This is a genomic window from Yoonia tamlensis, from assembly GCF_900115105.1.
GTDB lineage: Bacteria > Pseudomonadota > Alphaproteobacteria > Rhodobacterales > Rhodobacteraceae > Yoonia > Yoonia tamlensis.
Window position 1 is genome coordinate 142,497 of the sequence record NZ_FOYP01000001.1, and the last position, 21,576, is coordinate 164,072.

A 21,576-nucleotide genomic window follows, 5' to 3' on the forward strand; every position below is an offset into this window, starting at 1 on the left:
AGAGAAAAATGACACGCATTTCCTACCAACTTTACTGTTCAAGGAATTTCCCGCCGTTGGGGAATACTTTGAAAATGCTTGCTGAAACCGGCTTTAAAGAGGTCGAAGGCTTTGGCGGGCTTTTTGATGATCTTGACGGGCTTAAGGCCGGACTGGATGCGACAGGTCTGAAAATGACCAGCAGCCATTTCGGGCTGGATATGGTCGAAGGCGACCCTGCCAAGACAATCGCGATTGCCAAGGATCTGGGGATCGAAAAGGTTGTCGTGCCTTTCTTGATGCCCGGTGATCGCCCGACAGATGCGGCCGGCTGGGCCGCGTTTGGCGCCCGTCTGGCAAATGCCGGCAAACCGTTGCAAGACGCAGGGCTGGTGTTTGGCTGGCACAACCACGATTTCGAATTTGTGGCGACCGAAACCGGAGAACTGCCGCAAGATCTGATCGCGGCGGCCTCTGATGATCTGGCGCTGGAACTTGACCTTGGCTGGGTTGCGCGTGCGGGGCTTGATCCGGTGGCGTGGATCCAGAAATATGCGGGCCGGATTACGGCGGCGCATATCAAAGACATCGCGCCCGCAGGTGAAAACGCCGACGAAGACGGCTGGGCCGATGTGGGCCATGGAACCCAAGATTGGGCCGCGATACATAGCGCCTTGCAAGCCACCGGCGTCGACCACTATGTGATCGAACATGACAATCCAAAGGACCACGCGCGGTTTGCAAGCCGCAGCCTGGCCTCTATCCAGAAATTCTAAAAGGTTACCCCTATGACAAAACTTGGCGTTGGCATCATCGGATGCGGCAATATCTCGACCTCTTATCTTAAGTTGGCCCCGCTGTTTAAGTCGCTGGATGTCAAAGCCGTGGCGGATATTAACATGGACACAGCCACCGCGCGGGCCGCGGAATTTGGCGTGCGCGCGGACACCGTCGCGGACCTGCTGGCGGCGGATGATATCGATGTGATCGTGAACCTGACGGTCCCAGCGGTGCATTTCGCCGTGACCAAACAGATCATCGAAGCAGGCAAACACGCCTATTCCGAAAAGCCGCTGGTGCTGACATTGGAAGAAGGCAAAGAACTGCGCGATCTGGCAGCATCCAAAGGCCTGCGGATCGGGTCGGCGCCTGACACATTCCTTGGCGGTTCACACCAGTTGGCACGCGCGCAGATTGATGCAGGCAAGGTCGGGCGTATCATTGGCGGCACCTGTCACGTGATGGGCCACGGCATGGAAGCATGGCATCCAAACCCAGATTTCTTCTTCAAGCCCGGCGGCGGCCCCGTGTTGGATATGGGCCCTTACTACATCACCAACCTGATCCAATTGATCGGGCCGGTAAAATCGGTCACGGCACTTGCAAAATCAACATTTGCGACCCGCACGATCAGTAACGGGGACCGCAATGGTGAAGTCCTGAAGGTGGAAACACCGACAGATATTCAAGCCCTGCTTGAATTCGAGAACGGTGCAGTCGTGACGCTTGGCGCAAGCTGGGATGTCTGGTCACACCGCCATGACCACATGGAGCTATACGGCGAAAACGGTTCGATCTTCCTCCCGGATCCGAACTTCTTTGGCGGCGACGTGGAAATGAGCGGTGAAAACAAGGACATCGTCACGGTTGCACCGTGGGACCATCCGTTCAGCGTGGCCAATTATGAAGAAACCCGTGCGAACTACCGCTGCGCGGGGCTTGCCGATATGGCAACAGCCATCGCCGAAGACCGCCCGCACCGTTGCAACATTGATGTCGCGCTTCATGCGGTGGACGTGATGACAAGCATTCTCAAGGCGGGCGAGGAACGCCGTTTTGTCGATATGACAACAACTTGCGAACGCCCGGCCGCCCTGTCACCGGACGAGGCCCGCGCGCTGCTGGCCTAGGGTATTCAACCTGCTGTGAATGAAATGCGCCCGCATCAAAATAGATGCGGGCGCATTTTTTATGCCGACACTTGCGGCGGTGTTTGCTGCGCGCGGCCGGTTAAAAGCGCCGCGCGTTGGCGCAAGTCGTTGCGCAACGCATCGCGCACAATATTTGCAATCACAACCTCGTTGCGCCCTGCAAGATGTTCAAGCGCGTCATGAAGTTCAGGTGGTAAATCAAGAACAATATGTTTCATGCGTTATGCTTAACAACGCATGATGAACAACCCGTTAAACGCCGGCTTCTTTAGCGATTTCCGCGCGGCTTTTGCGGGCGCGTTCGGTCGCTGATTTCAATTGCCCGCAAGCGGCCATGATATCTTCGCCACGTGGTTTGCGCACGGGCGACGAATATCCGGCGTTGTATACGATGTCAGCAAACGCGCGAATACGGTTGTTTGACGACCGTTTGTAGGGCGCGCCTGGCCATTCGTTGAACGGGATCAGGTTGATCTTGGCAGGGATGCCTTTGATCAGGGCAACCAAACGGTGCGCGTCTTCGTCTGAATCATTCACGCCGTCCAGCATGACATATTCAAACGTGATCCGTTCCGAATTTGATGCCTTGGGATAGACGCGCAGCGCATCCAGAAGATCGGCAATCGGCCAGCGCTTGTTGATCGGCACCAGCTTGTCGCGGACCTCATCAGTGGTAGCATGAAAGGACACCGCCAACTGGCAGCCGATTTCTTGCGCCGTGCGTGCGATTTCGGGAACAACGCCGGATGTCGACAGTGTAATGCGACGGCGCGACAGGGCAATGCCTTCGGGGTCAAGCGCGATTTTCATCGCATCACGCACGTTTTCAAAATTATACAGCGGCTCGCCCATGCCCATCAGTACAATGTTCGATAGCAGACGCGGCGCGGCTTCGTTGCGCGCACCTTGTTCCGGCCATTCGCCCAGATCGTCGCGGGCCAACATCACCTGCCCGATGATTTCGCCAGCGGTCAGGTTGCGTACCAGCTTTTGGGTGCCGGTGTGGCAGAATGAACAGGTTAACGTGCAGCCGACCTGACTGGAGATACACAAGGTGCCACGGTCAGTTTCGGGGATATAGACGACCTCGACCTCGTGACCGCCTGCGATGCGCACCAGATATTTGCGGGTGCCGTCATCGGATATCTGGCGGGTGACGATCTCGGGCAGTTGGATCACAAAACTCTCGGCCAGCATGGCGCGATAGTCCTTGGACAGATTGGTCATCTGGTCAAAATCACGCACGCCCCAAAAATACAACCACTGCCAAATCTGGCCTGCGCGCATCTTGGCCTGCTTTTCCTTGGTGCCCACCGCAATGAGCGCATCGCGCAAGCCGTCACGCGTCATGCCAACCAGATTCGGCAGACCCTCGGGCAGTTTGCGCGGGATCGTCATAACGTCCTGAGTGATAGGGGCCTTGGGGTCCATGGGGTGCTCCGAAAAGGGTGTAAGCGCTGCCTATAAAAGAAACGGGCCGCTTTCACAAGAAAAGCAGCCCGCGAGAATTCTATATTACCCAAGCGGGCATTGCCGTCCTAGCCAGCGCATTGCGATGCGGCTTCTTCGACGGCAGCGGTAAAGCCAAGCAAGCTGAATGTGTCTTGGGTTTGTGTGCCGCGGCCCGAACGGCCAGTGACGACAGCATCGGCGCCGCGTTTCATGGCTTCGACAAATTTGGCATCATCTTCCGCGCTTGCAGGCCACGCAAATTCACCTTCGGTGAACATTTCATAGGTTGTGTCACCGATCTGCATGGATACGGTCGAGCCGCTCGCAAACGGGTAGCCGCCTGCAAACATCACCTGTCCGGCCACATTTTCGGTGGGGCGGTAAAACACGATCATCTGGATTTCGCCACGGCGCACGGTCACCGGTTGGCCGTCGCGGGTGTTATTGGTGTTCACTGGTGCCGAAACCGCCCAGCATTCTTTGGGGTCTGCCTCGACATAAACGGCCCAATCCGTATTGGCCGCGACGCGGTTTTCACTTGAATCCTGTGCCGTTGCTGCGGTGGCGCAAACCAACGCGGCTACACCGCCAAACATGCGTGCAATATTTAAGTTCATCTCGCAGCCTCCAAGCTGTCTTTGCCTCTTGCCGGTCATCCTGCACACAGGCCACAAGTATTAATCTTTTGGCTGGCAGGTCCGGTATTTACCCGATAGCTTAAGCTTTAACAAAAAAACCAGCCAAGGGGAAAGCCCCCAAAACGGCAATGCGCGCGCTATTGCGCCTACATTTACAATCCAAAAAGGCAAAAGAATGGCAAACCCCGTTGATTTGGTCGAAGTATGGCGCGGCGAGCTGCTTGAATGCGTTCACCAAGGGCATGCGGTGATCTGTGATGACACTGGCGAAATTGTGAACGCATGGGGCGATCCGGCGGCGCAAATCTTTCCCAGATCGTCGTGCAAGATGATCCAGGCCCTGCCACTGCTAGAAAGCGGCGCGGGGGCGCATCTGACCCAAGAACAGCTGGCGCTGTCCTGTGCGTCGCACCAAGGTGCGGCCATTCATACCGACCGCGTTGGCGCTTGGCTGCGTGATTTGGGGCTGACAGATGCCGATTTTCGCTGTGGCCCGCAGGTGCCCGGCGATCAGGATGCACGCCATGCGCTGATCCGCGCACAGGCAGAGCCATGCCAGATTCACAACAATTGTTCGGGCAAGCACGCCGGTTTTTTGACGCTGAACAAACATCTGGGCGGCGGCGCCGATTACGAAAAGATCGACCACCCTGTGCAGCAAATGGGCAAGGCCGCGTTCGAAGAAACCACAGGCGAAACCAGCCCGGCATTCGGGATCGACGGGTGTTCGGCGCCCAACCATGCCTGTACGGTGCACGGGCTTGCCCGCGCGATGGCATTCTTTGCAAGCGCACACGACCGGTCTGATCTGCGCAGCACCGCCGCGTTAAAGCTGCGCACGGCAATGATGGCCTATCCCGAACTAGTTGCGGGCGAAACCCGCGCCTGCACCGACCTAATGCGCGCGATGAATGGGCGCGCGGCGATCAAGACCGGCGCAGACGGCGTGTTTGTTGCGATTGTCCCTGAAAAGCGGATCGGCGTTGCGCTGAAAATCCGCGATGGCGCGACCCGTGCGAGCGAATGCGTGATTGCGGCGATTCTGGTGTCGCTTGGTGTGCTTGATCCCAACCATCCGGCGGCAATTGCGCGGATGACCCCAACATTGAAAAACTGGCGCGGGATCACTGTCGGGCGGGTGCAGCCCGCCGCGGCATTGCGAGTTTGACCCAATCGGGTTGATCACCACCTGATAGCGCGGCACAAGCGTTATGAATAATCTTTGAGAAGGCTTGCGGCATGGCATTTACATTGGCGACTTGGAACATCAACTCGGTGCGGTTGCGCGCGGATATCGTGGCCAAGCTGATGGGTGAACAGGCGCCGGATGTGCTGTGTTTGCAAGAATGCAAAAGCCCGGTTGATAAAATCCCGCGCGATCAGTTCACTGCGCTTGGCTACACGCATATGGTTGCGCGCGGCCAAAAGGGATATAACGGCGTCGCAATTTTTTCAAAAATTCCGATGGTCGAGGCAGGCGCCGAAGATTTTGCGCAGCTTGGACATGCCCGCCATATCGCAGGGCGGCTGGAAAATGGCGTGACGATCCACAACCATTATGTCCCAGCGGGCGGGGATGTTGCGGACCGCGAGGTGAACGAAAAATTCGGCCAGAAACTGGATTACCTGACCGACATGCGTGATGCGTTCCACGCGTCAAAACCGGAAAAGTCCATCCTTGTCGGTGATCTGAACATCGCCCCGCGTGAGGATGACGTCTGGGACCACAAAAAGCTGCTCAAGGTCGTCAGCCACACACCGATCGAGGTCGAACATTTCAATGATGTGATGGCGTCAGGTGGCTGGGCCGATGTGACCCGCAACGATATTCCCGATGGCAAGCTATATAGCTGGTGGTCGTATCGCGCCAAAGACTGGGATGCGGCGGACAAAGGTCGGCGGCTTGATCATATCTGGGCGACGGGCGATATCCAGAATGCGGCACATTCCAGCCGGGTTATGCGCGCAGCACGCGGATGGGACCGGCCCAGCGACCACGCGCCGGTCTTTGCAACTTTTGATGTCTAGCTATTCGGCCGCGACCGCTTCAAGAATATCGCCGGGCTGGCAGTCGAGTTCTGCGCAGATTTTGGCGAGCGTTTCGAACCTGATCCCCTTCACCTTGCCGGATTTGAGCAGGCTGATGTTTTGTTCGGTGATTCCCACCGCATGCGCCAAATCGCGCGACTTCATCTTGCGCAGGGCCAGCATGACATCCAGCCGGACGATGATTTCAACATTTTTCATACGAATGCCCGATTTTCTTGCGCAACGCTTGCCGCCTCGCGCATGGCCCAGCCGATCACAATAATCAAGCCGCCTGCCATTGCAAAAAGGATCATATCGCTTGAGATCGCAACAGATACGCTGCGCGCGCCTGCCGCTTTGTTAAGCGAGATCAATAGCGATTGCAGCGGGACAGTGACAAAGGAAATGACCGCAGCGCCCAGCAGGCATTGACCGATCCGTTTGATGCAAATGGCGGCAGCTTCGGTCAGCACTTCACCCGATTTGAAATGACTGAAAAGGCGGGTCATCTGCCAGAATGCGCCCATCAGGACCAGCGGTTTGAACAGCCAAAGCAGGCATAAGACAGCTATTTGCGCGCGCCCCAGCCCCGCAAATAGCTGCGTCGCCTCGTCGCTTTGCACCGCAGCGAGCACCGATAGCGGCGCGCAGGCAAGGCAGGCATAGCTGGCAACCAACAAGACATGCGACCATTTTTGCAGATTTTTCGTATGCGGCATTTTTAACTTCCTTGAATGATAATTTACTGTAAAACGATAAATTATTAATGTCAAAAGGAGAATCACATGCGACTTTCACTTCTACCTATCCTCGCGCTTTGTGCGTGTAGCAGCATCGTACCGTCCACAGTGGCGCGGCTGTCCACGCTTTCGCCAACCACGGCTGACCCTGCCGGGTTTGCGGTGTTGATGACTTTGCCGGACGGGCTTGGGGTGCAGCGTGGATCGGCGCGGCTGATCTTTTCTGCGCGCCGCACGGATACGGGCGAAACCTTGCAAGAGGACGTGATCCTTGAACGCGATGCGGGCGCGCAGCTGTTTCGGATTGCGGCGGCTGATTACGCACGGTTGCGTGCCGCACAAGCCACCGCGCGACTATGGGAGACGCAAAACAAGGATGCCACCCAAGGCGCGCTGAGCGTGCATGTCGCGGCCTGCAAAATCGGGGCAGGGCCAGACCCGGATGCCCGCGTGAGCGTGGCAATACAAACCACCCAAGGTGGTGAATTTCAGCCACTCGTGCGCAATGGTCCGCTTTCTGCCATTGCAAGCGCCGCACAAATCCGCGACATGGGCGCTTGCCTTTCGTAGTTTGTTGAAAAATACGCAGGGCGTTGCTAGTTTTATGGCATGCCCTGCGCCGGGGTCATGACGGCGTATATAAAGGAGGACAATGTTCTGTCTCTTTCCACACCGGCAGCCGATGCTGCCACATCCGGGGTCCCGCATATGACGGGTTCTCAAACTGTGACCAGCGACCAACTTTTGGCGGCTGTCCTGAAATCGCTTGATGATGACAAAGCCGAAGACATCGTGCAGATCAATCTACGTGGCAAATCCGAAATGGGTGATTACATGGTCATCGCTTCGGGCCGGTCCACCCGTCAGGTCATCGCGATTGCCGAAAAACTGTCGGAACGCCTGAAACAGGATTTCAGCGTGTTTTCCAAAATCGAAGGCAAGGATAGCGGCGATTGGGTGCTGATTGATACCGGCGATATCATCGTGCATGTTTTCCGCCCCGAAGTGCGCGAATTCTACCAGATCGAAAAGATGTGGCAGCCCGGGTCCGCAGCGGCCAACTGATGCGGGTGCATATTTGCGCAGTGGGCCGGCTACGGCGCGGCCCAGAGCGCGACATTTACGAAGATTACCTGACGCGGTTTGACCGGACAGGCCGCGCGCTTGCGCTTGGTCCTGCGCAACTGATCGAGGTCGAAGATAAAAAAGGCGGCGGTATGCCCGCCGAGGCCGAACTGCTGCAAAAATCCATTCCCGCAGGCGCATTGATCTGCACGATGGATGAACGCGGCAAGGTGATGTCATCGCCCGATTTTGCGCAAATGCTAGCCGATTGGCGCGACCAAGGCCGCCAAGACGTCGCCTTTGTCATCGGCGGCGCAGACGGGATCGACCCCAGCCTGCGCGCCCAAGCGGATGCTTCACTGAGTTTCGGCAAAATGGTCTGGCCGCATATGCTTGTGCGCGTGATGCTCGCCGAACAACTCTACCGCGCCGCGTCGATTTTGTCGGGCGGGCCTTATCACCGGGTTTGATTTGGGCTGGCAATGGGCCGCAATTTGTGGTCGTCGTACTCGACACTCACGTTAAGTATTGCTGCTTTGGTTTTGTTGAACCATTATGATACTCAGACGGTGACGCGCCAGTAAATAGACAGTATCGGTGACAATCAGGGTCGTAAAATCGCCCACCTGGTAACGGTGGAGGGTAACCGTCCGACGCGTTAATATGGGTTCACTTTGCCGTGACAGGTTCAAATCGAAAAGTAGCACTTGGTTTTCTTGACGAAGAAGTCGCGGGCGCTGCCGGCCTTTTTCTGAAACGCGTCAAGAGGGCTTTAAAAAAGGACGCGATTGCTGAGCTTAAATTCAATACATTTGCACTAGTGGTCGACCCTAGCGCGCAGACCGTCACTTTGCATCAAGACTGGTTTGCATGTCAGCCCGAAGCTTTCAACGCGTCGGAGTTTATCAAGTTAATCGAAACCGCTCGCGAGCGAAATCGAAATCACTAGAGGCAGTGCGCTCATAGTAACCTTGGGCCCAGTTGGCGCGCTGTCTATTGATAGGCCGTTCCAGTTCCATTCTAGTAGGGCATAGTCAAAGCGGGCTAGTAATCAATTCATGTTCCGTTTGCCGCCGACCTGCGCTAGACCTGCCGTAACACCAAATCGGAGATTTCCCCATGTCTGCACCCAAACCCGTCGTCCTGTGTATTCTTGATGGCTGGGGGCTGCGTGATGATCCGGTGGGCAATGCGCCCAAGCTCGCCAATACCCCCAATTTCGACGCGGTCATGCAGGGGCCGCATGCGCAGTTGATGACCCACGGGCGCGATGCGGGGCTACCCGGCGGGCAGATGGGCAATTCCGAGGTGGGCCATACCAATATCGGCGCGGGCCGCGTTGTGGCGATGGATTTGGGCCAGATTGAGCTGGCGATCGAAGACGGCACATTCGCGCAGGCCGAGGCTTTGCAAGGCTTCATCGCCAAGATGAAAGCATCCGGCGGGCGCGCGCATTTGATGGGCGTTGTGTCTGACGGCGGCGTGCATGGGCATGTGGACCATATTATCGCGGCGGCCAAAGCCTTGGACGCTGCGGGTGTTCCTACAGTGATCCATGCGATCACTGATGGGCGCGATGTGGCGCCTTCATCTGCCAAAGAATTCATGCAAAAATTGCAAGCTGGCCTGCCCGCAACGGCGCAGATCGTTACCGTGATCGGGCGCTATTTTGCGATGGATCGCGATAACCGATGGGATCGTGTGCAAACGGCCTATGATGCGATGGCAACGGCACAAGGGGCCAAGGCCGCAACACCGCAAGATGCGATCAGCGCCGCTTACAGTGATGGCAAGACAGATGAATTCATCCCCGCAACCGTGATCGGCGATTACGCCGGTTTTGCAGAGGGCGACGGGTATTTCTGCCTGAACTTCCGGTCGGACCGCGCGCGCGAAATCCTTGCCGCCGTTGCAGACCCTGCATTCGACGGGTTTGACCGCCCGCAGCCCGCATTGGCCGCATTGTTGGGGATGGTCAGCTATTCGGACCGCCATGATGAATTGTTCGAAACCGTGTTCCCCAAACGCGATATCCAGAACACGCTGGGGGCTTGGGTGGCGAAACACGGGCTGCGCCAGTTCCGGCTGGCCGAGACCGAAAAATACCCGCATGTGACGTTTTTCCTCAATGGCGGTATCGAGGAACCTGCGGCGGGCGAAGACCGGTTCATGCCCAAATCGCCCAAAGTTGCGACCTATGATCTGCAACCCGAAATGTCATCAGGCGAAGTGACCGAGGCATTTGTGAAAGCCATCGGCGAAGGCTATGACATGATCGTCACGAACTACGCCAATCCCGATATGGTCGGGCATACCGGTGATTTGGGTGCCGCGATCAAGGCTTGCGAATCTGTGGATCGCGGGTTGGGGCAGGTGCTGGCGGCGCTCAAGGCGGCGGGCGGCGCGATGATCGTCACCGCCGATCACGGCAACTGCGAAACCATGATTGATGTCGAAACGGGCGGGCCGCATACGGCGCATACGCTAAACCCCGTGCCTGTGGCGCTTGTTGGCGGGCCAGAAGGTGCCGTATTGCGCAACGGGCGGTTGGCCGATCTGGCGCCAACCGTTCTTGATCTGATGGGGCTGGAATTGCCGCCTGAAATGACCGGACGCACATTGATCCAAAAATGAGGTTTGCCGCATTATTCATCTGTCTGGCGTTGCCTGCTTTTGCGCAACCCGCCGAAACAGCTGCGCGCGATGCGATGGCGCAGTTGCAGGCGGCGCAATTACGACTGCAAACAGCGGGCGATGCGCGCGACCAGATTGCCGCGCTTACACAAACGGTGCAGGCCTACGAGGCGGGGCTTGCCGCTGCGCGGTCGGGCATGCGGCAGTTGCACGCCCAAGAGGCTGCGCTGGCCGCGGATCTTGATACAAGGCGGGCCGCAATCGGCGCGCTGGTCGGGACGCTTGCGACCATATCAAAAACCCCCGCACCTGTGTCACGCAGCCAGCCGCAAACACCGATAGAAACCGCGCGCGCGGGCATGCTTGCTGCCGAAGTCACCCAAGCCTTGCAGGCCGCCGCGGATGATCTGGGCGCGCAGATTGCACAGCTTCAGGCGTTGCAGGCTTTGCAACAAGACACAGCCGTATCGCTGACAACGGGGATGCAATCGGCACAATCGGCGCGGGCAGCGCTCGGGCAGGCGATTTCTGCGCGCACGGATCTGCCCAAAAGCTTTGACGCGGATCCGGTGCAAGCGGCATTGCTGATGTCGGGGGCGCAATCACTGGCGGGTTTTGCCGATGCGCTTGCCGAAACCTTGCCGGATTCGCAACGGGTACTGACTGCCCAAGGCAATCTGCCGCTGCCGGTTGCGGGCATTGTGCAGCCACAAGGACGGGGCGAAGATGGTGTCTATATCGCGACTGCGCCGCAGGCCCTTGTGTTGGCTCCCGTTGAAGGGACGATTCTTTATGTTGGTCCTCTCTTGGGGGATTTGAACGTGGTTATCATTGAACCTGCGCCCGACGTTGTCTTTATCTTTGCCGGCCTCGCGCAGCTATTCGGTAAAGCCGGAGAAATCGTGCCCGCAGGCACGCCGCTTGGGGTCATGGGTGGAAATCCTTCAGGTGATGACAGTAATTTGAGCGAAAATACCGATGAAGATGCCCAAGCGGCTGCTGTCCCTCTTTATCTTGAGGTCAGAGACGGGCAGAGTTCGGTTAGCCCGGACGCGTGGTTCGCGTTGGAATAGACATAGGACGTGAAATGAAAAAACTAGTATTTGCTGCCTTGGGGGGCGCTGCCCTTGGTCTGGTCACGACTGTTCAGGTCGCCGGACCGCTGGTCGCGCAGGACGCGCAATCATCAAGCAATGTCTATGAGCAACTCGACCTGTTTGGCGATATTTTTGAACGGATTCGCGCCGATTATGTCCAAGATGTCGACGACAAGGAACTGATCGAAGCGGCGATTAACGGCATGCTGACATCGCTTGATCCACATTCGAGCTATATGTCTGCCGAAGCTGCCGCTGATATGCAGATCAACACGCGCGGTGAATTTGGCGGGCTTGGTATCGAAGTGACTCAAGAAGACGGCTGGGTCAAAGTTGTCTCGCCGATGGATGGCACCCCCGCGGATGCGGCGGGTATTCTGGCGGGTGATTTCATTACAGCCGTCGATGGCGATAGCGTCATGGGGCTGACGCTGGACGAGGCGGTTGATCTGATGCGCGGACCCGTTGGTGCCGAAATTATCATCACGGTGGTCCGCGAAGGCGAAGTTGAACCCTTCGACGTGTCCATCATCCGTGACACGATCAAAATGACCGCCGTGCGCAGCCGCACCGAAGGCAAAGCCGTGGTGCTGCGGATCACGACTTTTAACGAACAGACATTCCCGAACCTGAACGAAGGTATCGCCGAACAAATCGCCGAGGCCGGCGGGATCGACAATGTGGACGGGTTTATCCTTGATCTGCGCAATAACCCCGGCGGGCTGCTGAATCAGGCAATCTATGTGTCCGATGCGTTTCTGGATGCGGGAGAAATCGTTTCGACGCGCGGACGTGATCCGCAAGACGGGGAACGGTTTAACGCAACTGCCGGTGATCTGGCGCAGGGCAAACCGATTGTCGTGCTGGTGAATGGCGGCTCTGCCTCTGCTTCTGAAATTGTGGCAGGCGCATTGCAAGACCACCGCCGTGCGATTGTTGTCGGCACCAATTCATTCGGTAAAGGGTCCGTGCAGACTGTCATTCCGCTTAGCAGTGACGGGGCGATGCGTCTGACTACGGCGCGCTATTACACGCCGTCAGGCCGTTCCATTCAGGCGCTGGGCATTTCGCCTGATATCATCGTCGAACAGCCGCGCCGCCAGCCTGATGCCGAAGAAGAGGACGGCGCACGCACCCAACGCACAGAGGCGTCATTGCGCGGTGCATTGGACAACGACAGCCTGACCGAAGATGAAATTCGCCAGATCGAAGAGGATCGCGCCCGCGCCGAAGCGGCCGCCCAATTGCGCGAGGATGATTATCAATTGGCCTATGCAATTGATATCCTGAAAGGTCTTAACGCACTGGGACCGGTCGCAGGGGGCAACTAGCGCTGATCGTTCGTGCAGGGGGCTGTGCGGGCATTAGGTCAGTCTTGTTGACTTAGTCGAATCCTGTGCCAAGATGCCCGCATCACGCGCACAGTGGAGGGGAATCACCATGTGGGACCAGATTTTTGCAACGCGTATGGCGCGCATGACCGCGTCTGAAATCCGCGAGCTGCTAAAATTGCTGGACCAACCCGATATTATCTCTTTTGCGGGGGGGATCCCTGATCCCAAGCTGTTCCCTGCAAAGGCGTTTCAAGATGCGTTTGCGGCGGCGCTTGGGCCTGTCATGCAGGCTGAATCCCTGCAATATTCTGCCAGCGAAGGCTATCCACCGCTGCGCGACTGGATCGCGGGGCAGATGCAAGAACTGGGCGTGCCCTGTACGCGCGATAATATCCTGATCACCTCGGGGTCGCAGCAAGGTCTTGATTACCTTGGTAAACTATTCCTTTCGCCTGGTGACACAGCACTGGTTTCTTGGCCGACCTATCTGGGCGCACTTGGCGCGTTTAACGCCTATGAGCCAAATTACGACCGGCTTTGCCTGCACACAAACCGCCCCCCCGCTGACTATGCGCAGCGCGCTACCGCAGCGGGCGGGCAGGTCAAATTTGCCTATGCATCGGTCGATTTTGCGAACCCGACAGGCGAAACGATTGACCGTGCCGGTCGCGAGGCCCTGCTTGATTTGGGTGACGATCTGAACATCGCGCTGATCGAGGACGCCGCCTATCAATCCTTGCGCTATGATGGCGAACCGGTGCCGCCCGTTCTGGCGCTTGAAATTGCGCGCAAGGGCGATATCGACGCGTGCCGCACGATCTATTGCGGCAGTTTTTCAAAAACGCTGGCGCCGGGTCTGCGGGTTGGTTGGGTCTGCGCCGCGCAACCCGTGATTTCGCGTCTGGTGCTGATGAAACAGGCGTCGGATTTGCATTCCGCAACGATCAACCAGATTGCGATCAATACTGTGGCGCGATCCATATTTGCGGATCATGTGGCAAATTTGCGAAGCACCTATAAATATCGCCGCGACTGTATGTTAAACGCGCTTTCTCAAAATATGCCTGCGGGCGTGGAGTGGACCCGACCCGAGGGCGGCATGTTTATCTGGCTGACCCTGCCTGATCATATCGACGGCGCCACGCTCTTGGCTAAATCGCTTGAAAGACAGCGCGTGGCCTTTGTGCCAGGTCGCGCGTTCCATGCGGACGGATCGGGCGGTAACACAATCCGGCTGAATTTTTCGCTGCCGGACGAGACAACGATCAACGAAGGCATCAAACGGCTGGGCGCACTGCTGCGCTAGGCTTTTGTGCGTTGCCCGCTCGGGTCATAGAACGGGCGCAACTGGGCCTGCGCGCGCACCCGCGTTCCCATGACATCAATTTCAAATGTGCTGCCCAGCAACGCGTCTACCGTTTCGCCTGCGCAAGGCACATAGCCCATCCCAATCGCCGCGCCCAAGCTGTGGCCATAACCGCCCGAGGTCAAATGCCCGACCGGTCTGCCGTCGCGCAAAACAGGTTCGTTATGGTACAAAAGCGGTTCAGGATCGGTCAGCATGAATTGCACCAGCCGTCTGCTTAGCCCTGCGTCACGTTTGCGCAATACCGCATCGCGGCCGATGAAACTGGGCTTTTCCGTTTTGACCGCAAAGCCTAGCCCTGCCTCAAGCACGTGATCTTCGCAGGTGATGTCATGGCCAAAATGGCGGAACCCTTTTTCAAGCCGCGCGGCGTCCATCATATGCAGACCGCAGAGTTTGGCGCCCATGGCCAGCCCCGCCGCGAACAGGGTTTCAAACACATGCGCGGCCATGTCTGCGGATATGTAGATTTCCCAACCAAGTTCGCCGACATAGGTGACACGGTGCACCCGCGCCAGCCCCATGCCGATTTCAATGTCTTGCGCGGTGCCAAAGGGGTTTGTGTCGTTTGAAAAATCATTGGGTGACACGGTTTGCAGCAATTTTCGCGCGTTCGGCCCCATCACGGCGATTACCGCCTGAGCGGCTGTGACATCGGTGATAACGACGTTAAAATCGCCGATATTGCGCTGCATCCAGACCTGATCGGCCAGCCGCGTGGCGGCGGGGGTGACGACCAGATAGGCCATTTCCGACAGGCGTGTGACAGTGACATCTGCCTCTATCCCGCCCGCATGGTTAAGAAATTGCGTATAGACAATTTTGCTCAAGGCGACATCCATCTGCCCGCCGCAGATGTGGTTCAGGAATGCCATCGCATCGCGTCCTTCGACCCTGATCTTGCCAAATGACGACATGTCATAGATGCCAATATTGCTGCGCACTGCATGCAGTTCGGCGGCAACATTGCCAAAGAAATTCTGCCGCTTCCAGCTGTATTCATAGACGGGCGTCTGGCCTTGGTTTGCAAACCAGTTGGCCCGTTCCCACCCCGCCAATTCGCCCATGACCGCCCCTTGGTCCAGCAGGTGTTGGTGCAGCGGGCTGCGCCGGATACCGCGCGCGGTTGCCTTTTGCCGGAACGGGAAATGATCGGCATATAGCAGGCCTAGCGTTTCTTTGGACCGTTCAAACAGATAGGTCTTGTTGCCCTGAAACGGCTGCATCCGCGCAATATCGACATCACCCAGATCAAAAGGCTTTGCGCCTGTGTCCATCCACTGTGCCAGCGCCATGCCCGCGCCGCCAGCCGATTGGATACCGATCGAGTTGAAACCGGCCGCGACCCAGACATTGTCCATCTCGGGCGCTTGCCCAAGGTGGTAGGCGTCATCGGGCGTAAAGCTTTCGGGGCCGTTAAAGAACGTGTGAATTCCCGTTTCCGCCAGCAGCGGCAAACGGTTCACTGCGGCCGCAAGGATCGGTTCAAAGTGGTCGAAGTCCTCGGGCAATTGGTCGAATTCGAAATCGTCAGGGATGCCGTCCATGCCCCACGGTTTGGCATTAGGTTCGAACGCGCCCAACAGGATTTTGCCTGCGTCCTCTTTGTAATAGGCGCATTCGTCGGGCACGCGCAGGACAGGCAATTGCGCCAGTCCGGGGATGTTTTCAGTGACGATATAGAAATGTTCGCAAGCATGTAGCGGCACATTGCTGCCCATCATTTTGCCAACCTCATGCCCCCACATGCCGGCGCAGTTTACCACCATATCGCAGGCAATCGTGCCGCGATCACCCGCCGTTTCCCAATCAACGGCGGTGACCTTGCGCCCGTTACGGTGCACATAGGTGACTTTGGTTTGTTCGGCGATCAACGCACCGCGCATCCGTGCGCCCTTTGCCAATGCGTGCGCGATATTGGCCGGATCACCTTGGCCATCAAGCGGCAGGTAAACCCCTGCTTGCACACCATCGCAATTCAGGTGGGCGTATCGGGATTTGATTTCTGCGGGGCTGATTTCATGGACCTCGACACCAAAGGCGCGGGCCATCGCGGCCTGTCGGAATATTTCTTCGCGGCGTTCCTGGGTAAGGGCAACCGTGATTGATCCGTTGCGCTTAAAGCCCGTGGCGACACCTGTTTCAGCCTCAAGGCTGCCGTATAGTTCTTGGGAATATTTGGCGAGCTTGGTCATATTCGCGGTCGCGCGTAGCTGCGCAATCAGGCCCGCGGCGTGCCATGTTGTGCCAGAGGTCAGTTGCTTGCGCTCTAACAGCACAATATCTGTCCAGCCCAGTTTGGCCAGATGGTACGCAACCGAACAGCCGACCACCCCGCCACCAATAATAACAACACGTGCCGAGGCGGGCAAAACAGGCATGGCGGCAACTTTCATATGAAGACATTGAAAATGTTTCACGAATCCGCGATTCGGTCACGCAAATTCGATATGCCGAAACGGTGGTGCCTATCCCCGTTGCCGCAAGTTGCGGCCCTAGCAGGCTGCCCCAAATGTCGCAGCAAGGATCTTGGCCAAAGCATCCGCGTCTTGCGTGTCAAAGGCGTCAACTTGATCGCTATCAATGTCAAAAACCGCAATCAGCGCGCCTGCCTGATCATATACCGGAATGACCAGTTCGGACCGTGTGCTGCTGGCGCAGGCGATATGACCGGAAAATGCGTCGACATCCGGCACAAGCTGCGTCTGGCCGTTTCGTGCAGCTGCGCCGCAAACACCGCGCGAAAAAGGAATCGTCAGGCAACCGTGCCCGCCCTGATAGGGGCCGATCTTAAGCAGTTCTGGCGCGGTAACACGGTAAAAACCGGTCCAGTCAAAACGGTCGTCGCTATGGTGTACTTCGCAGGCGATCGTCGCCATCAGCGCGACCTGATCCGTTTCGCCCGCGGTCAGCGCGGCAATCGTTTTGGCAAGCAGGTCATAATCAACACGCATTGGACTGGGGCCTTTCATCAAATCTTGTGCGGCCTTACCCCGCCATAAACAATCGGGCAAGACCCGTTGCACAAGGCGCAAATTTGCGTAGCGTGGACATGACAGATTTCAGGGGGCAACATGCGCGATTTTCACTTACCCGGGCGTTCGGCTGTCTATGCAACCAACGGCATGGCCGCAACATCCCACCCGCTGGCGGCAAAGGTCGCTGTGCAGATGCTAGAGGCGGGCGGTAATGCCGTGGACGCGGCAATTGCCGGTGCCGTGCTGCTGGGAATTTGCGAGCCGCAGATGACAGGGATCGGCGGCGATTGCTTTGTGCTTTTGACCCCGCCGGGCGAAGACAGGGTTGTCGCGCTGAACGGATCGGGCCGCGCGCCCGCAGGATTGGACGCCGCTGCGCTGCGCGCCAAAGGGCCTGTCGTTGCCCCCTATAGCGTGGATGCCGTGACGATCCCTGGTGCGGTTGATGCGTTTTGCCGCCTGTCCAAAGACTGGGGCGCGCTTGGGCTTAAGGCCGCGCTTGCGCCCGCGATCCACTACGCCGAAGCCGGCGTTCCTGTGGCCCCGCGCGTGGCGTCGGATTGGGCGCAGGGTGCCGCAAACCTGTCGGGGCGCGCGCGTGATCTATTCCTACTGAACGGCGCAGTCCCCAAACCGGGCCAAATGTTCCGCGCACCGGGCCAGGCCAAGGTGCTGCGTGAAATCGCCATGCAGGGCCGTGCGGGGTTCTATGAAGGCGCAGTGGCCGACGATATGGTCAAGAGCCTGAACGCCTTGGGCGGCACCCATACGCTGGATGATTTCGCACAGGTCGCCTGCGCATACACCGATCCGGTTTCAGGCGGGTACGGCGGGCTGGAACTGTACGAACACCCGCCAAACGGGCAGGGTGCAACGGCGATCTTGCTGCTCAATATCTTGAAACATTTTGACATTGCCGGCATGGACCCTTGGGGTGCGGAACGCGCCCATATCGAGGCCGAAGCAACCAAGTTGGCTTATGACGCGCGCAACCGCTTTATCGCAGATCCCGATCACACGACGCGGGTGGATCACATGATGGCACCTGAAACGGCAGCGAAACTGGCGGCCCTGATTGATCCGGAAAAGGCCATGCCAGCCGCCGCTCCGCTGACAGAATCAGTGCATAAAGACACGATCTATATCACCGTGGTCGACAAGGACCGGATGTGCGTGTCGCTGATCTATTCTGTATTCCATTCCTTTGGTTCCGGCATTGCATCTGATGAATATGGCGTGCTGTTTCAAAACCGTGGGGCCGGGTTCACGCTTGAACAGGGCCACCCGAATGAGGCAGGCGGCGGCAAGCGCCCGATGCATACGATCATTCCGGGGCTGCTGAAAAAAGATGGCAAACCCTATATGCCGTTTGGCGTGATGGGCGGGGCGTATCAATCGACAGGGCACGCGCGGTTTGTCAGCAATATCACCGATTTCGGGCTGTCTCCCCAAGAGGCAATGGACGCGCCGCGCCTGTTTGCGGACGGGAATGTCTTGAACGTTGAAAACGGCTATGCGCAACCGGTCAAAGACGCCCTGCGCGCAATGGGCCACAATGTGCAAACCCCGCAAACCGCAATTGGCGGATCACAAGCAATCATGATCCATGATGACGGGGTGCTTGAGGCAGGCAGCGACCCGCGCAAGGATGGCTGCGCGCTGGGGTATTGATAGCACGCCTATGGGTTGCACTTGCGGCAGGTTGTTTCTAAGTAACACAAAGGCATTTGGAACAACTTTTCAGATGTGAGCGGGTTAACTGATTAATTGGTCTTGGTGATATAATGCTGGTTGTACGTTCATTTCTATTTTCGTTTTCAATCTTGTGGCGCCTTTGTTTGGTGGCGCCGTTCTTGGTCGTCATATTTGCGATAATCGGGTTTATTGCCGCGCTATTTCTGTCGGTCATTGCGTTGATTTCACCGTTGATCGGGGGGCTGATCGTTATTTCAGCGGGCTTTGCGATCTCATCGATCTTTCCGATCATGTTGGGGGCGCGACTTGGATTTCAGGCCATGCGCGTGGATGCCTTTCATGGTTACGGCAAGATGTTCCTTTTTGCGATGATCTACGGGTTTGTCGAGGCTTTGGCAGCAGGGATAATCGGCGGCGTGGCGGCGGTGTGTATCACGTTTTTTGTCGGCGGGTTTGACATGACGATGCAAGGATCGGCAGGCCTGACATTCATTATAGTGACATATGTACTTATCGCAGGCTTGCGCTCGGTCATGTTGGTGCCGATCGCTGGTGCCGCGCTCGGGCGCGATGCCAATGGGCAGTTGCACACTCCATTTTACGGTGTCGGCGCGCGCGGCATGGCACTTTGGGTGATTACCATCTGTGCAATGTTATTGGGGCTATTGGGGATGGCTGTTTTTGCCTATCTATCGCTGTCCGCGAATACCGCTTTGGCGAATAACTTGGCCAGTTGGGATCCAAGCGACATGGTCCCTACAACGTTTTCTTGGGAGGCGGTTGCGTTTATTGTCGGCATCTATGTCATTTCATTGTGGGTCTTTAGCTGGCAGGCTGCAGCCGGGGTTCTGGTTTATCTTGATCAACGCGACGCGTTTAACGAACGGAACACCCCCAAACACAGCGAAGAAGACCGCGCTGCTGCGCGTGACCTTTGGCGGCAACGGATGCCACCTGGCGGTCATTAGGCTGCCCGCAAAGACCGCAAAAATAGCCCGATGCCGCCGACCAGCATCACAAGGATCACGATCAGGTCAAAGGCGCTCATCCGTTCAAATTGCAGCGTCATATTGGCGATGACCCCAAAGATCAGCGCGATCAGCGACCCGCCCGCAAGCAACCAGCCAAACCAGTTCTTGGCATTATAGAACACCATGCCAATCCCGAACATAAAGGGAATGAAAATCATGCCCGAAGTGATTGGCAGATCGCCTATTCCGAAAACGCGTGACCCAAAGCCGAAATTGGGCCGCACGACAATCCGGCTCAGCAACAGATAGCCGCCGCCAATCATCATGATCACACCGATCAAAAACGTCATCGTTCCACCGTCTGATCCGCCTGCGCCGCGTTGTGCCATTGGCTGTCTTTCTTTGCTAAATACGTGTTTCTTCTAAGCAATGCGCGCGCTGATTGCTAGGGGGTGGTCAGGGCGCGCAGGTCTGCCATCAAGGCCGTCAATGTCTTGCGCGCGCGGTCGTTGACCAGATGCCCCTCTGCGTCAAACTGGTTGTTGCTATCGGCCAGCATCATTTCGGGCCCATGCAACAGCTGCGGGCGGAACGCGACCATTGCCAGACGCAGCGAAAATTGCGCGCGCTCGCCGCCGGACCGGCCAGCGGCGGCTGACATGATTGCCACCGGCTTGTCTTGCCACGGGTTGCCATCGGTCCTGCTGACCCAGTCCAGTGCGTTTTTCAACACGCCTGACAGCGCCTTGTTATATTCGGGCGTTGATATGATCACAGCATCGGCGACGCGGATATGATCGGCCAGCGTCTGGACCTCGGCGGGGATGCCTTGGGCTGTCTCGATATCGCCGTCGTAGAGCGGCAGCCGTAGATTGCCCGCGATATATCTGTCGGGCGCGAAAATCTGCGCTGCCGCATTGATCAGCTTGCGATTGCTCGATTGCGCGCGCAGCGATCCCGAAAGCCCAAGTAGCGTTGTCATGCGTTGTCCTTTGTAACGGTCAAATTTCCTGCCAGCGGGTGGCCGTGTTTTGCTGCCAGTCTTTTTCGTGCAGCAAGGGGGTGTCAGTGTCAAATGCGGCCCTGCCAAGGCAAAGATACCCCGTCAACTGCCAGTGATCCGGCACGCCCAATGTCTGTGCCACGTCCTGCGGATCAAGGATTGATACCCAGCCAAGCCCGAGGTTTTCAGCCCGTGCCGCCAGCCACAGCGTATAAATTGCAGTCACGGTTGAATAACACAGCATTTCGGGCATGGTTTGACGGCCCAATCCGCGCCCTTCGGCCGGTTCGTTTTCAGTGAACACAGCCAGATGAACAGGCGCGTCGCGCAAACCGGCAAGCTTGAGAGCGGCATAGGATGCGCGGATTTCATCGTCGTAAATTTCGGCGGCTTCGGCATTGGCCCTGTCAAAATTTGCGATGATTTGCGCGCGCAGCGCTGGCGTTGTCACCTGCAACACACGCCAAGGCCGCGCATTGCCAACCGAAGGGGCAAGATCCATCGCCGCGCGCAGACGCGCAAGGACATCATCGGGGATCGGGTCGGGGCTGAAATGCCGGACATCGCGCCGCCAAAGCAGCACATCATGCAACGCATCGCGGTGGGCTTGGGTCAGTTCCATCAGCCCTGCACCCGCATGGCAGAATGGTCCGCCCCGTTGCTTT

The 21,576-nt window shown here is 57.5% G+C and carries 23 protein-coding genes; 13 read left to right on the forward strand and 10 right to left on the reverse strand.

Annotated features, from left to right (window positions below; genetic code table 11):
• The first annotated feature begins 8 nt into the window (after nucleotides 1–8).
• Nucleotides 9–755, forward strand: a complete 747-nt coding sequence (locus tag BM320_RS00740; RefSeq protein WP_090195139.1) for a sugar phosphate isomerase/epimerase family protein — start codon at nucleotides 9–11, stop codon at nucleotides 753–755.
• A 12-nt stretch (nucleotides 756–767) separates the two neighbouring features.
• The gene (locus tag BM320_RS00745) at nucleotides 768–1,889 is read left to right on the forward strand and encodes a Gfo/Idh/MocA family protein (protein ID WP_090195142.1); all 1,122 of its coding nucleotides are present in this window, start codon (nucleotides 768–770) and stop codon (nucleotides 1,887–1,889) included.
• Nucleotides 1,890–1,948: 59 nt separating this feature from the next.
• Here BM320_RS00745 and BM320_RS00750 read toward each other — a convergent pair whose 3' ends face one another.
• The 3 genes from BM320_RS00750 to BM320_RS00760 all read right to left on the reverse strand — a co-directional run bounded on the left by BM320_RS00750 (nucleotide 1,949) and on the right by BM320_RS00760 (nucleotide 3,979).
• Nucleotides 1,949–2,128, reverse strand: a complete 180-nt coding sequence (locus BM320_RS00750; RefSeq protein ID WP_090195145.1) for a ribbon-helix-helix domain-containing protein — start codon at nucleotides 2,126–2,128, stop codon at nucleotides 1,949–1,951.
• Between the two features lie 34 nt (nucleotides 2,129–2,162).
• Complete coding sequence (gene rlmN, locus BM320_RS00755; protein ID WP_090195148.1) at nucleotides 2,163–3,341, reverse strand: dual-specificity RNA methyltransferase RlmN; 1,179 nt, start codon at nucleotides 3,339–3,341, stop codon at nucleotides 2,163–2,165.
• 107 nt (nucleotides 3,342–3,448) lie between these two features.
• On the reverse strand, nucleotides 3,449–3,979 hold the full coding sequence (locus BM320_RS00760) for an invasion associated locus B family protein (RefSeq protein ID WP_207496827.1): 531 nt from the start codon (nucleotides 3,977–3,979) through the stop codon (nucleotides 3,449–3,451).
• 196 nt (nucleotides 3,980–4,175) lie between these two features.
• On the opposite strand from BM320_RS00760, the gene BM320_RS00765 reads away from it, so the two are divergent.
• Both BM320_RS00765 and BM320_RS00770 read left to right on the forward strand, forming a co-directional pair.
• Nucleotides 4,176–5,168, forward strand: a complete 993-nt coding sequence (locus BM320_RS00765; protein ID WP_090195150.1) for an asparaginase — start codon at nucleotides 4,176–4,178, stop codon at nucleotides 5,166–5,168.
• 71 nt (nucleotides 5,169–5,239) lie between these two features.
• On the forward strand, nucleotides 5,240–6,028 hold the full coding sequence (locus BM320_RS00770) for an exodeoxyribonuclease III (protein ID WP_090195153.1): 789 nt from the start codon (nucleotides 5,240–5,242) through the stop codon (nucleotides 6,026–6,028).
• Here the strand turns inward: BM320_RS00770 and BM320_RS00775 are convergent, their stop codons facing one another.
• Together BM320_RS00775 and BM320_RS00780 are read right to left on the reverse strand one after the other, a co-directional pair.
• Nucleotides 6,029–6,247: a helix-turn-helix domain-containing protein gene (locus BM320_RS00775; protein WP_090195156.1), complete on the reverse strand. Its 219-nt coding sequence runs from the start codon at nucleotides 6,245–6,247 to the stop codon at nucleotides 6,029–6,031.
• Nucleotides 6,244–6,747 carry a DUF2975 domain-containing protein gene (locus tag BM320_RS00780; RefSeq protein ID WP_090195159.1) on the reverse strand — a complete coding sequence of 168 codons (504 nt, stop codon included), beginning with the start codon at nucleotides 6,745–6,747 and terminating at the stop codon, nucleotides 6,244–6,246. Before BM320_RS00780 ends, BM320_RS00775 begins: the two co-directional genes overlap by 4 nt.
• A 66-nt stretch (nucleotides 6,748–6,813) precedes the next feature.
• Between BM320_RS00780 and BM320_RS00785 the strand changes: the two genes are divergently transcribed.
• The 7 genes from BM320_RS00785 (at nucleotide 6,814) to BM320_RS00815 (ending at nucleotide 14,204) form a co-directional block, all read left to right on the forward strand.
• Nucleotides 6,814–7,338, forward strand: a complete 525-nt coding sequence (locus BM320_RS00785) for a hypothetical protein (RefSeq protein WP_131802231.1) — start codon at nucleotides 6,814–6,816, stop codon at nucleotides 7,336–7,338.
• A gap of 39 nt (nucleotides 7,339–7,377) precedes the next feature.
• Nucleotides 7,378–7,833, forward strand: a complete 456-nt coding sequence (gene rsfS / locus BM320_RS00790) for a ribosome silencing factor (protein ID WP_090195163.1) — start codon at nucleotides 7,378–7,380, stop codon at nucleotides 7,831–7,833.
• A complete protein-coding gene (gene rlmH, locus BM320_RS00795; protein ID WP_090195166.1) occupies nucleotides 7,833–8,303 on the forward strand; it encodes a 23S rRNA (pseudouridine(1915)-N(3))-methyltransferase RlmH in 471 nt (156 codons plus the stop codon). Before rsfS ends, rlmH begins: the two co-directional genes overlap by 1 nt.
• Before the next feature lie 649 nt (nucleotides 8,304–8,952).
• On the forward strand, nucleotides 8,953–10,467 hold the full coding sequence (gpmI, locus tag BM320_RS00800; RefSeq protein ID WP_090195169.1) for a 2,3-bisphosphoglycerate-independent phosphoglycerate mutase: 1,515 nt from the start codon (nucleotides 8,953–8,955) through the stop codon (nucleotides 10,465–10,467).
• Nucleotides 10,464–11,540 (forward strand): murein hydrolase activator EnvC family protein, encoded by a 1,077-nt coding sequence (locus BM320_RS00805; protein ID WP_090195172.1) that lies wholly within the window; start codon nucleotides 10,464–10,466, stop codon nucleotides 11,538–11,540. Before gpmI ends, BM320_RS00805 begins: the two co-directional genes overlap by 4 nt.
• 14 nt (nucleotides 11,541–11,554) lie before the next feature.
• Entirely contained in the window at nucleotides 11,555–12,895 is a 1,341-nt protein-coding gene (locus BM320_RS00810; RefSeq protein ID WP_090195175.1) for a S41 family peptidase, read from the forward strand.
• Nucleotides 12,896–13,004: 109 nt separating this feature from the next.
• Nucleotides 13,005–14,204 (forward strand): aminotransferase-like domain-containing protein, encoded by a 1,200-nt coding sequence (locus BM320_RS00815; protein ID WP_090195178.1) that lies wholly within the window; start codon nucleotides 13,005–13,007, stop codon nucleotides 14,202–14,204.
• On the opposite strand, the gene BM320_RS00820 is transcribed toward BM320_RS00815, so the two are convergent.
• Together BM320_RS00820 and msrC are read right to left on the reverse strand one after the other, a co-directional pair.
• A complete protein-coding gene (locus tag BM320_RS00820) occupies nucleotides 14,201–16,645 on the reverse strand; it encodes a GcvT family protein (protein WP_090200203.1) in 2,445 nt (814 codons plus the stop codon). The two genes, BM320_RS00815 and BM320_RS00820, sit on opposite strands and share 4 nt — an antisense overlap.
• 114 nt (nucleotides 16,646–16,759) lie before the next feature.
• Nucleotides 16,760–17,218 carry a free L-methionine (R)-S-oxide reductase MsrC gene (gene msrC / locus BM320_RS00825; RefSeq protein ID WP_090195181.1) on the reverse strand — a complete coding sequence of 153 codons (459 nt, stop codon included), beginning with the start codon at nucleotides 17,216–17,218 and terminating at the stop codon, nucleotides 16,760–16,762.
• 120 nt (nucleotides 17,219–17,338) lie between these two features.
• Here msrC and BM320_RS00830 point away from each other — a divergent pair, with 120 nt between their 5' ends.
• Nucleotides 17,339–18,913 carry a gamma-glutamyltransferase family protein gene (locus tag BM320_RS00830; protein WP_090195185.1) on the forward strand — a complete coding sequence of 525 codons (1,575 nt, stop codon included), beginning with the start codon at nucleotides 17,339–17,341 and terminating at the stop codon, nucleotides 18,911–18,913.
• A gap of 113 nt (nucleotides 18,914–19,026) precedes the next feature.
• Nucleotides 19,027–19,905, forward strand: a complete 879-nt coding sequence (locus BM320_RS00835) for a phosphatidylglycerol lysyltransferase domain-containing protein (protein WP_090195187.1) — start codon at nucleotides 19,027–19,029, stop codon at nucleotides 19,903–19,905.
• Here BM320_RS00835 and BM320_RS00840 read toward each other — a convergent pair.
• From BM320_RS00840 to bluB, 3 genes are read right to left on the reverse strand one after another with little or no spacing between them, the layout of a single operon-like run.
• Nucleotides 19,902–20,297 carry a hypothetical protein gene (locus BM320_RS00840; RefSeq protein WP_090195190.1) on the reverse strand — a complete coding sequence of 132 codons (396 nt, stop codon included), beginning with the start codon at nucleotides 20,295–20,297 and terminating at the stop codon, nucleotides 19,902–19,904. The genes BM320_RS00835 and BM320_RS00840 overlap by 4 nt on opposite strands.
• Nucleotides 20,298–20,353: 56 nt before the next feature.
• Nucleotides 20,354–20,890, reverse strand: a complete 537-nt coding sequence (locus BM320_RS00845; protein ID WP_090195193.1) for an NADPH-dependent FMN reductase — start codon at nucleotides 20,888–20,890, stop codon at nucleotides 20,354–20,356.
• Between the two features lie 19 nt (nucleotides 20,891–20,909).
• Nucleotides 20,910–21,533: a 5,6-dimethylbenzimidazole synthase gene (gene bluB, locus BM320_RS00850; RefSeq protein WP_090195196.1), complete on the reverse strand. Its 624-nt coding sequence runs from the start codon at nucleotides 21,531–21,533 to the stop codon at nucleotides 20,910–20,912.
• Nucleotides 21,534–21,576 lie beyond the last annotated feature (43 nt).

What these genes read in the sequence shown, in the direction of transcription:
- BM320_RS00740 (WP_090195139.1), top strand. Translation starts at nt 9, where the DNA reads ATGACACGCATTTCCTACCAACTTTACTGTTCAAGGAATTTCCCGCCG.
- BM320_RS00745 (WP_090195142.1), top strand. Translation starts at nt 768, where the DNA reads ATGACAAAACTTGGCGTTGGCATCATCGGATGCGGCAATATCTCGACC.
- BM320_RS00750 (WP_090195145.1), bottom strand. Translation starts at nt 2,128, where the DNA reads ATGAAACATATTGTTCTTGATTTACCACCTGAACTTCATGACGCGCTT.
- rlmN (WP_090195148.1), bottom strand. Translation starts at nt 3,341, where the DNA reads ATGGACCCCAAGGCCCCTATCACTCAGGACGTTATGACGATCCCGCGC.
- BM320_RS00760 (WP_207496827.1), bottom strand. Translation starts at nt 3,979, where the DNA reads ATGAACTTAAATATTGCACGCATGTTTGGCGGTGTAGCCGCGTTGGTT.
- BM320_RS00765 (WP_090195150.1), top strand. Translation starts at nt 4,176, where the DNA reads ATGGCAAACCCCGTTGATTTGGTCGAAGTATGGCGCGGCGAGCTGCTT.
- BM320_RS00770 (WP_090195153.1), top strand. Translation starts at nt 5,240, where the DNA reads ATGGCATTTACATTGGCGACTTGGAACATCAACTCGGTGCGGTTGCGC.
- BM320_RS00775 (WP_090195156.1), bottom strand. Translation starts at nt 6,247, where the DNA reads ATGAAAAATGTTGAAATCATCGTCCGGCTGGATGTCATGCTGGCCCTG.
- BM320_RS00780 (WP_090195159.1), bottom strand. Translation starts at nt 6,747, where the DNA reads ATGCCGCATACGAAAAATCTGCAAAAATGGTCGCATGTCTTGTTGGTT.
- BM320_RS00785 (WP_131802231.1), top strand. Translation starts at nt 6,814, where the DNA reads ATGCGACTTTCACTTCTACCTATCCTCGCGCTTTGTGCGTGTAGCAGC.
- rsfS (WP_090195163.1), top strand. Translation starts at nt 7,378, where the DNA reads ATGCCCTGCGCCGGGGTCATGACGGCGTATATAAAGGAGGACAATGTT.
- rlmH (WP_090195166.1), top strand. Translation starts at nt 7,833, where the DNA reads ATGCGGGTGCATATTTGCGCAGTGGGCCGGCTACGGCGCGGCCCAGAG.
- gpmI (WP_090195169.1), top strand. Translation starts at nt 8,953, where the DNA reads ATGTCTGCACCCAAACCCGTCGTCCTGTGTATTCTTGATGGCTGGGGG.
- BM320_RS00805 (WP_090195172.1), top strand. Translation starts at nt 10,464, where the DNA reads ATGAGGTTTGCCGCATTATTCATCTGTCTGGCGTTGCCTGCTTTTGCG.
- BM320_RS00810 (WP_090195175.1), top strand. Translation starts at nt 11,555, where the DNA reads ATGAAAAAACTAGTATTTGCTGCCTTGGGGGGCGCTGCCCTTGGTCTG.
- BM320_RS00815 (WP_090195178.1), top strand. Translation starts at nt 13,005, where the DNA reads ATGTGGGACCAGATTTTTGCAACGCGTATGGCGCGCATGACCGCGTCT.
- BM320_RS00820 (WP_090200203.1), bottom strand. Translation starts at nt 16,645, where the DNA reads ATGCCTGTTTTGCCCGCCTCGGCACGTGTTGTTATTATTGGTGGCGGG.
- msrC (WP_090195181.1), bottom strand. Translation starts at nt 17,218, where the DNA reads ATGCGTGTTGATTATGACCTGCTTGCCAAAACGATTGCCGCGCTGACC.
- BM320_RS00830 (WP_090195185.1), top strand. Translation starts at nt 17,339, where the DNA reads ATGCGCGATTTTCACTTACCCGGGCGTTCGGCTGTCTATGCAACCAAC.
- BM320_RS00835 (WP_090195187.1), top strand. Translation starts at nt 19,027, where the DNA reads ATGCTGGTTGTACGTTCATTTCTATTTTCGTTTTCAATCTTGTGGCGC.
- BM320_RS00840 (WP_090195190.1), bottom strand. Translation starts at nt 20,297, where the DNA reads ATGGCACAACGCGGCGCAGGCGGATCAGACGGTGGAACGATGACGTTT.
- BM320_RS00845 (WP_090195193.1), bottom strand. Translation starts at nt 20,890, where the DNA reads ATGACAACGCTACTTGGGCTTTCGGGATCGCTGCGCGCGCAATCGAGC.
- bluB (WP_090195196.1), bottom strand. Translation starts at nt 21,533, where the DNA reads ATGGAACTGACCCAAGCCCACCGCGATGCGTTGCATGATGTGCTGCTT.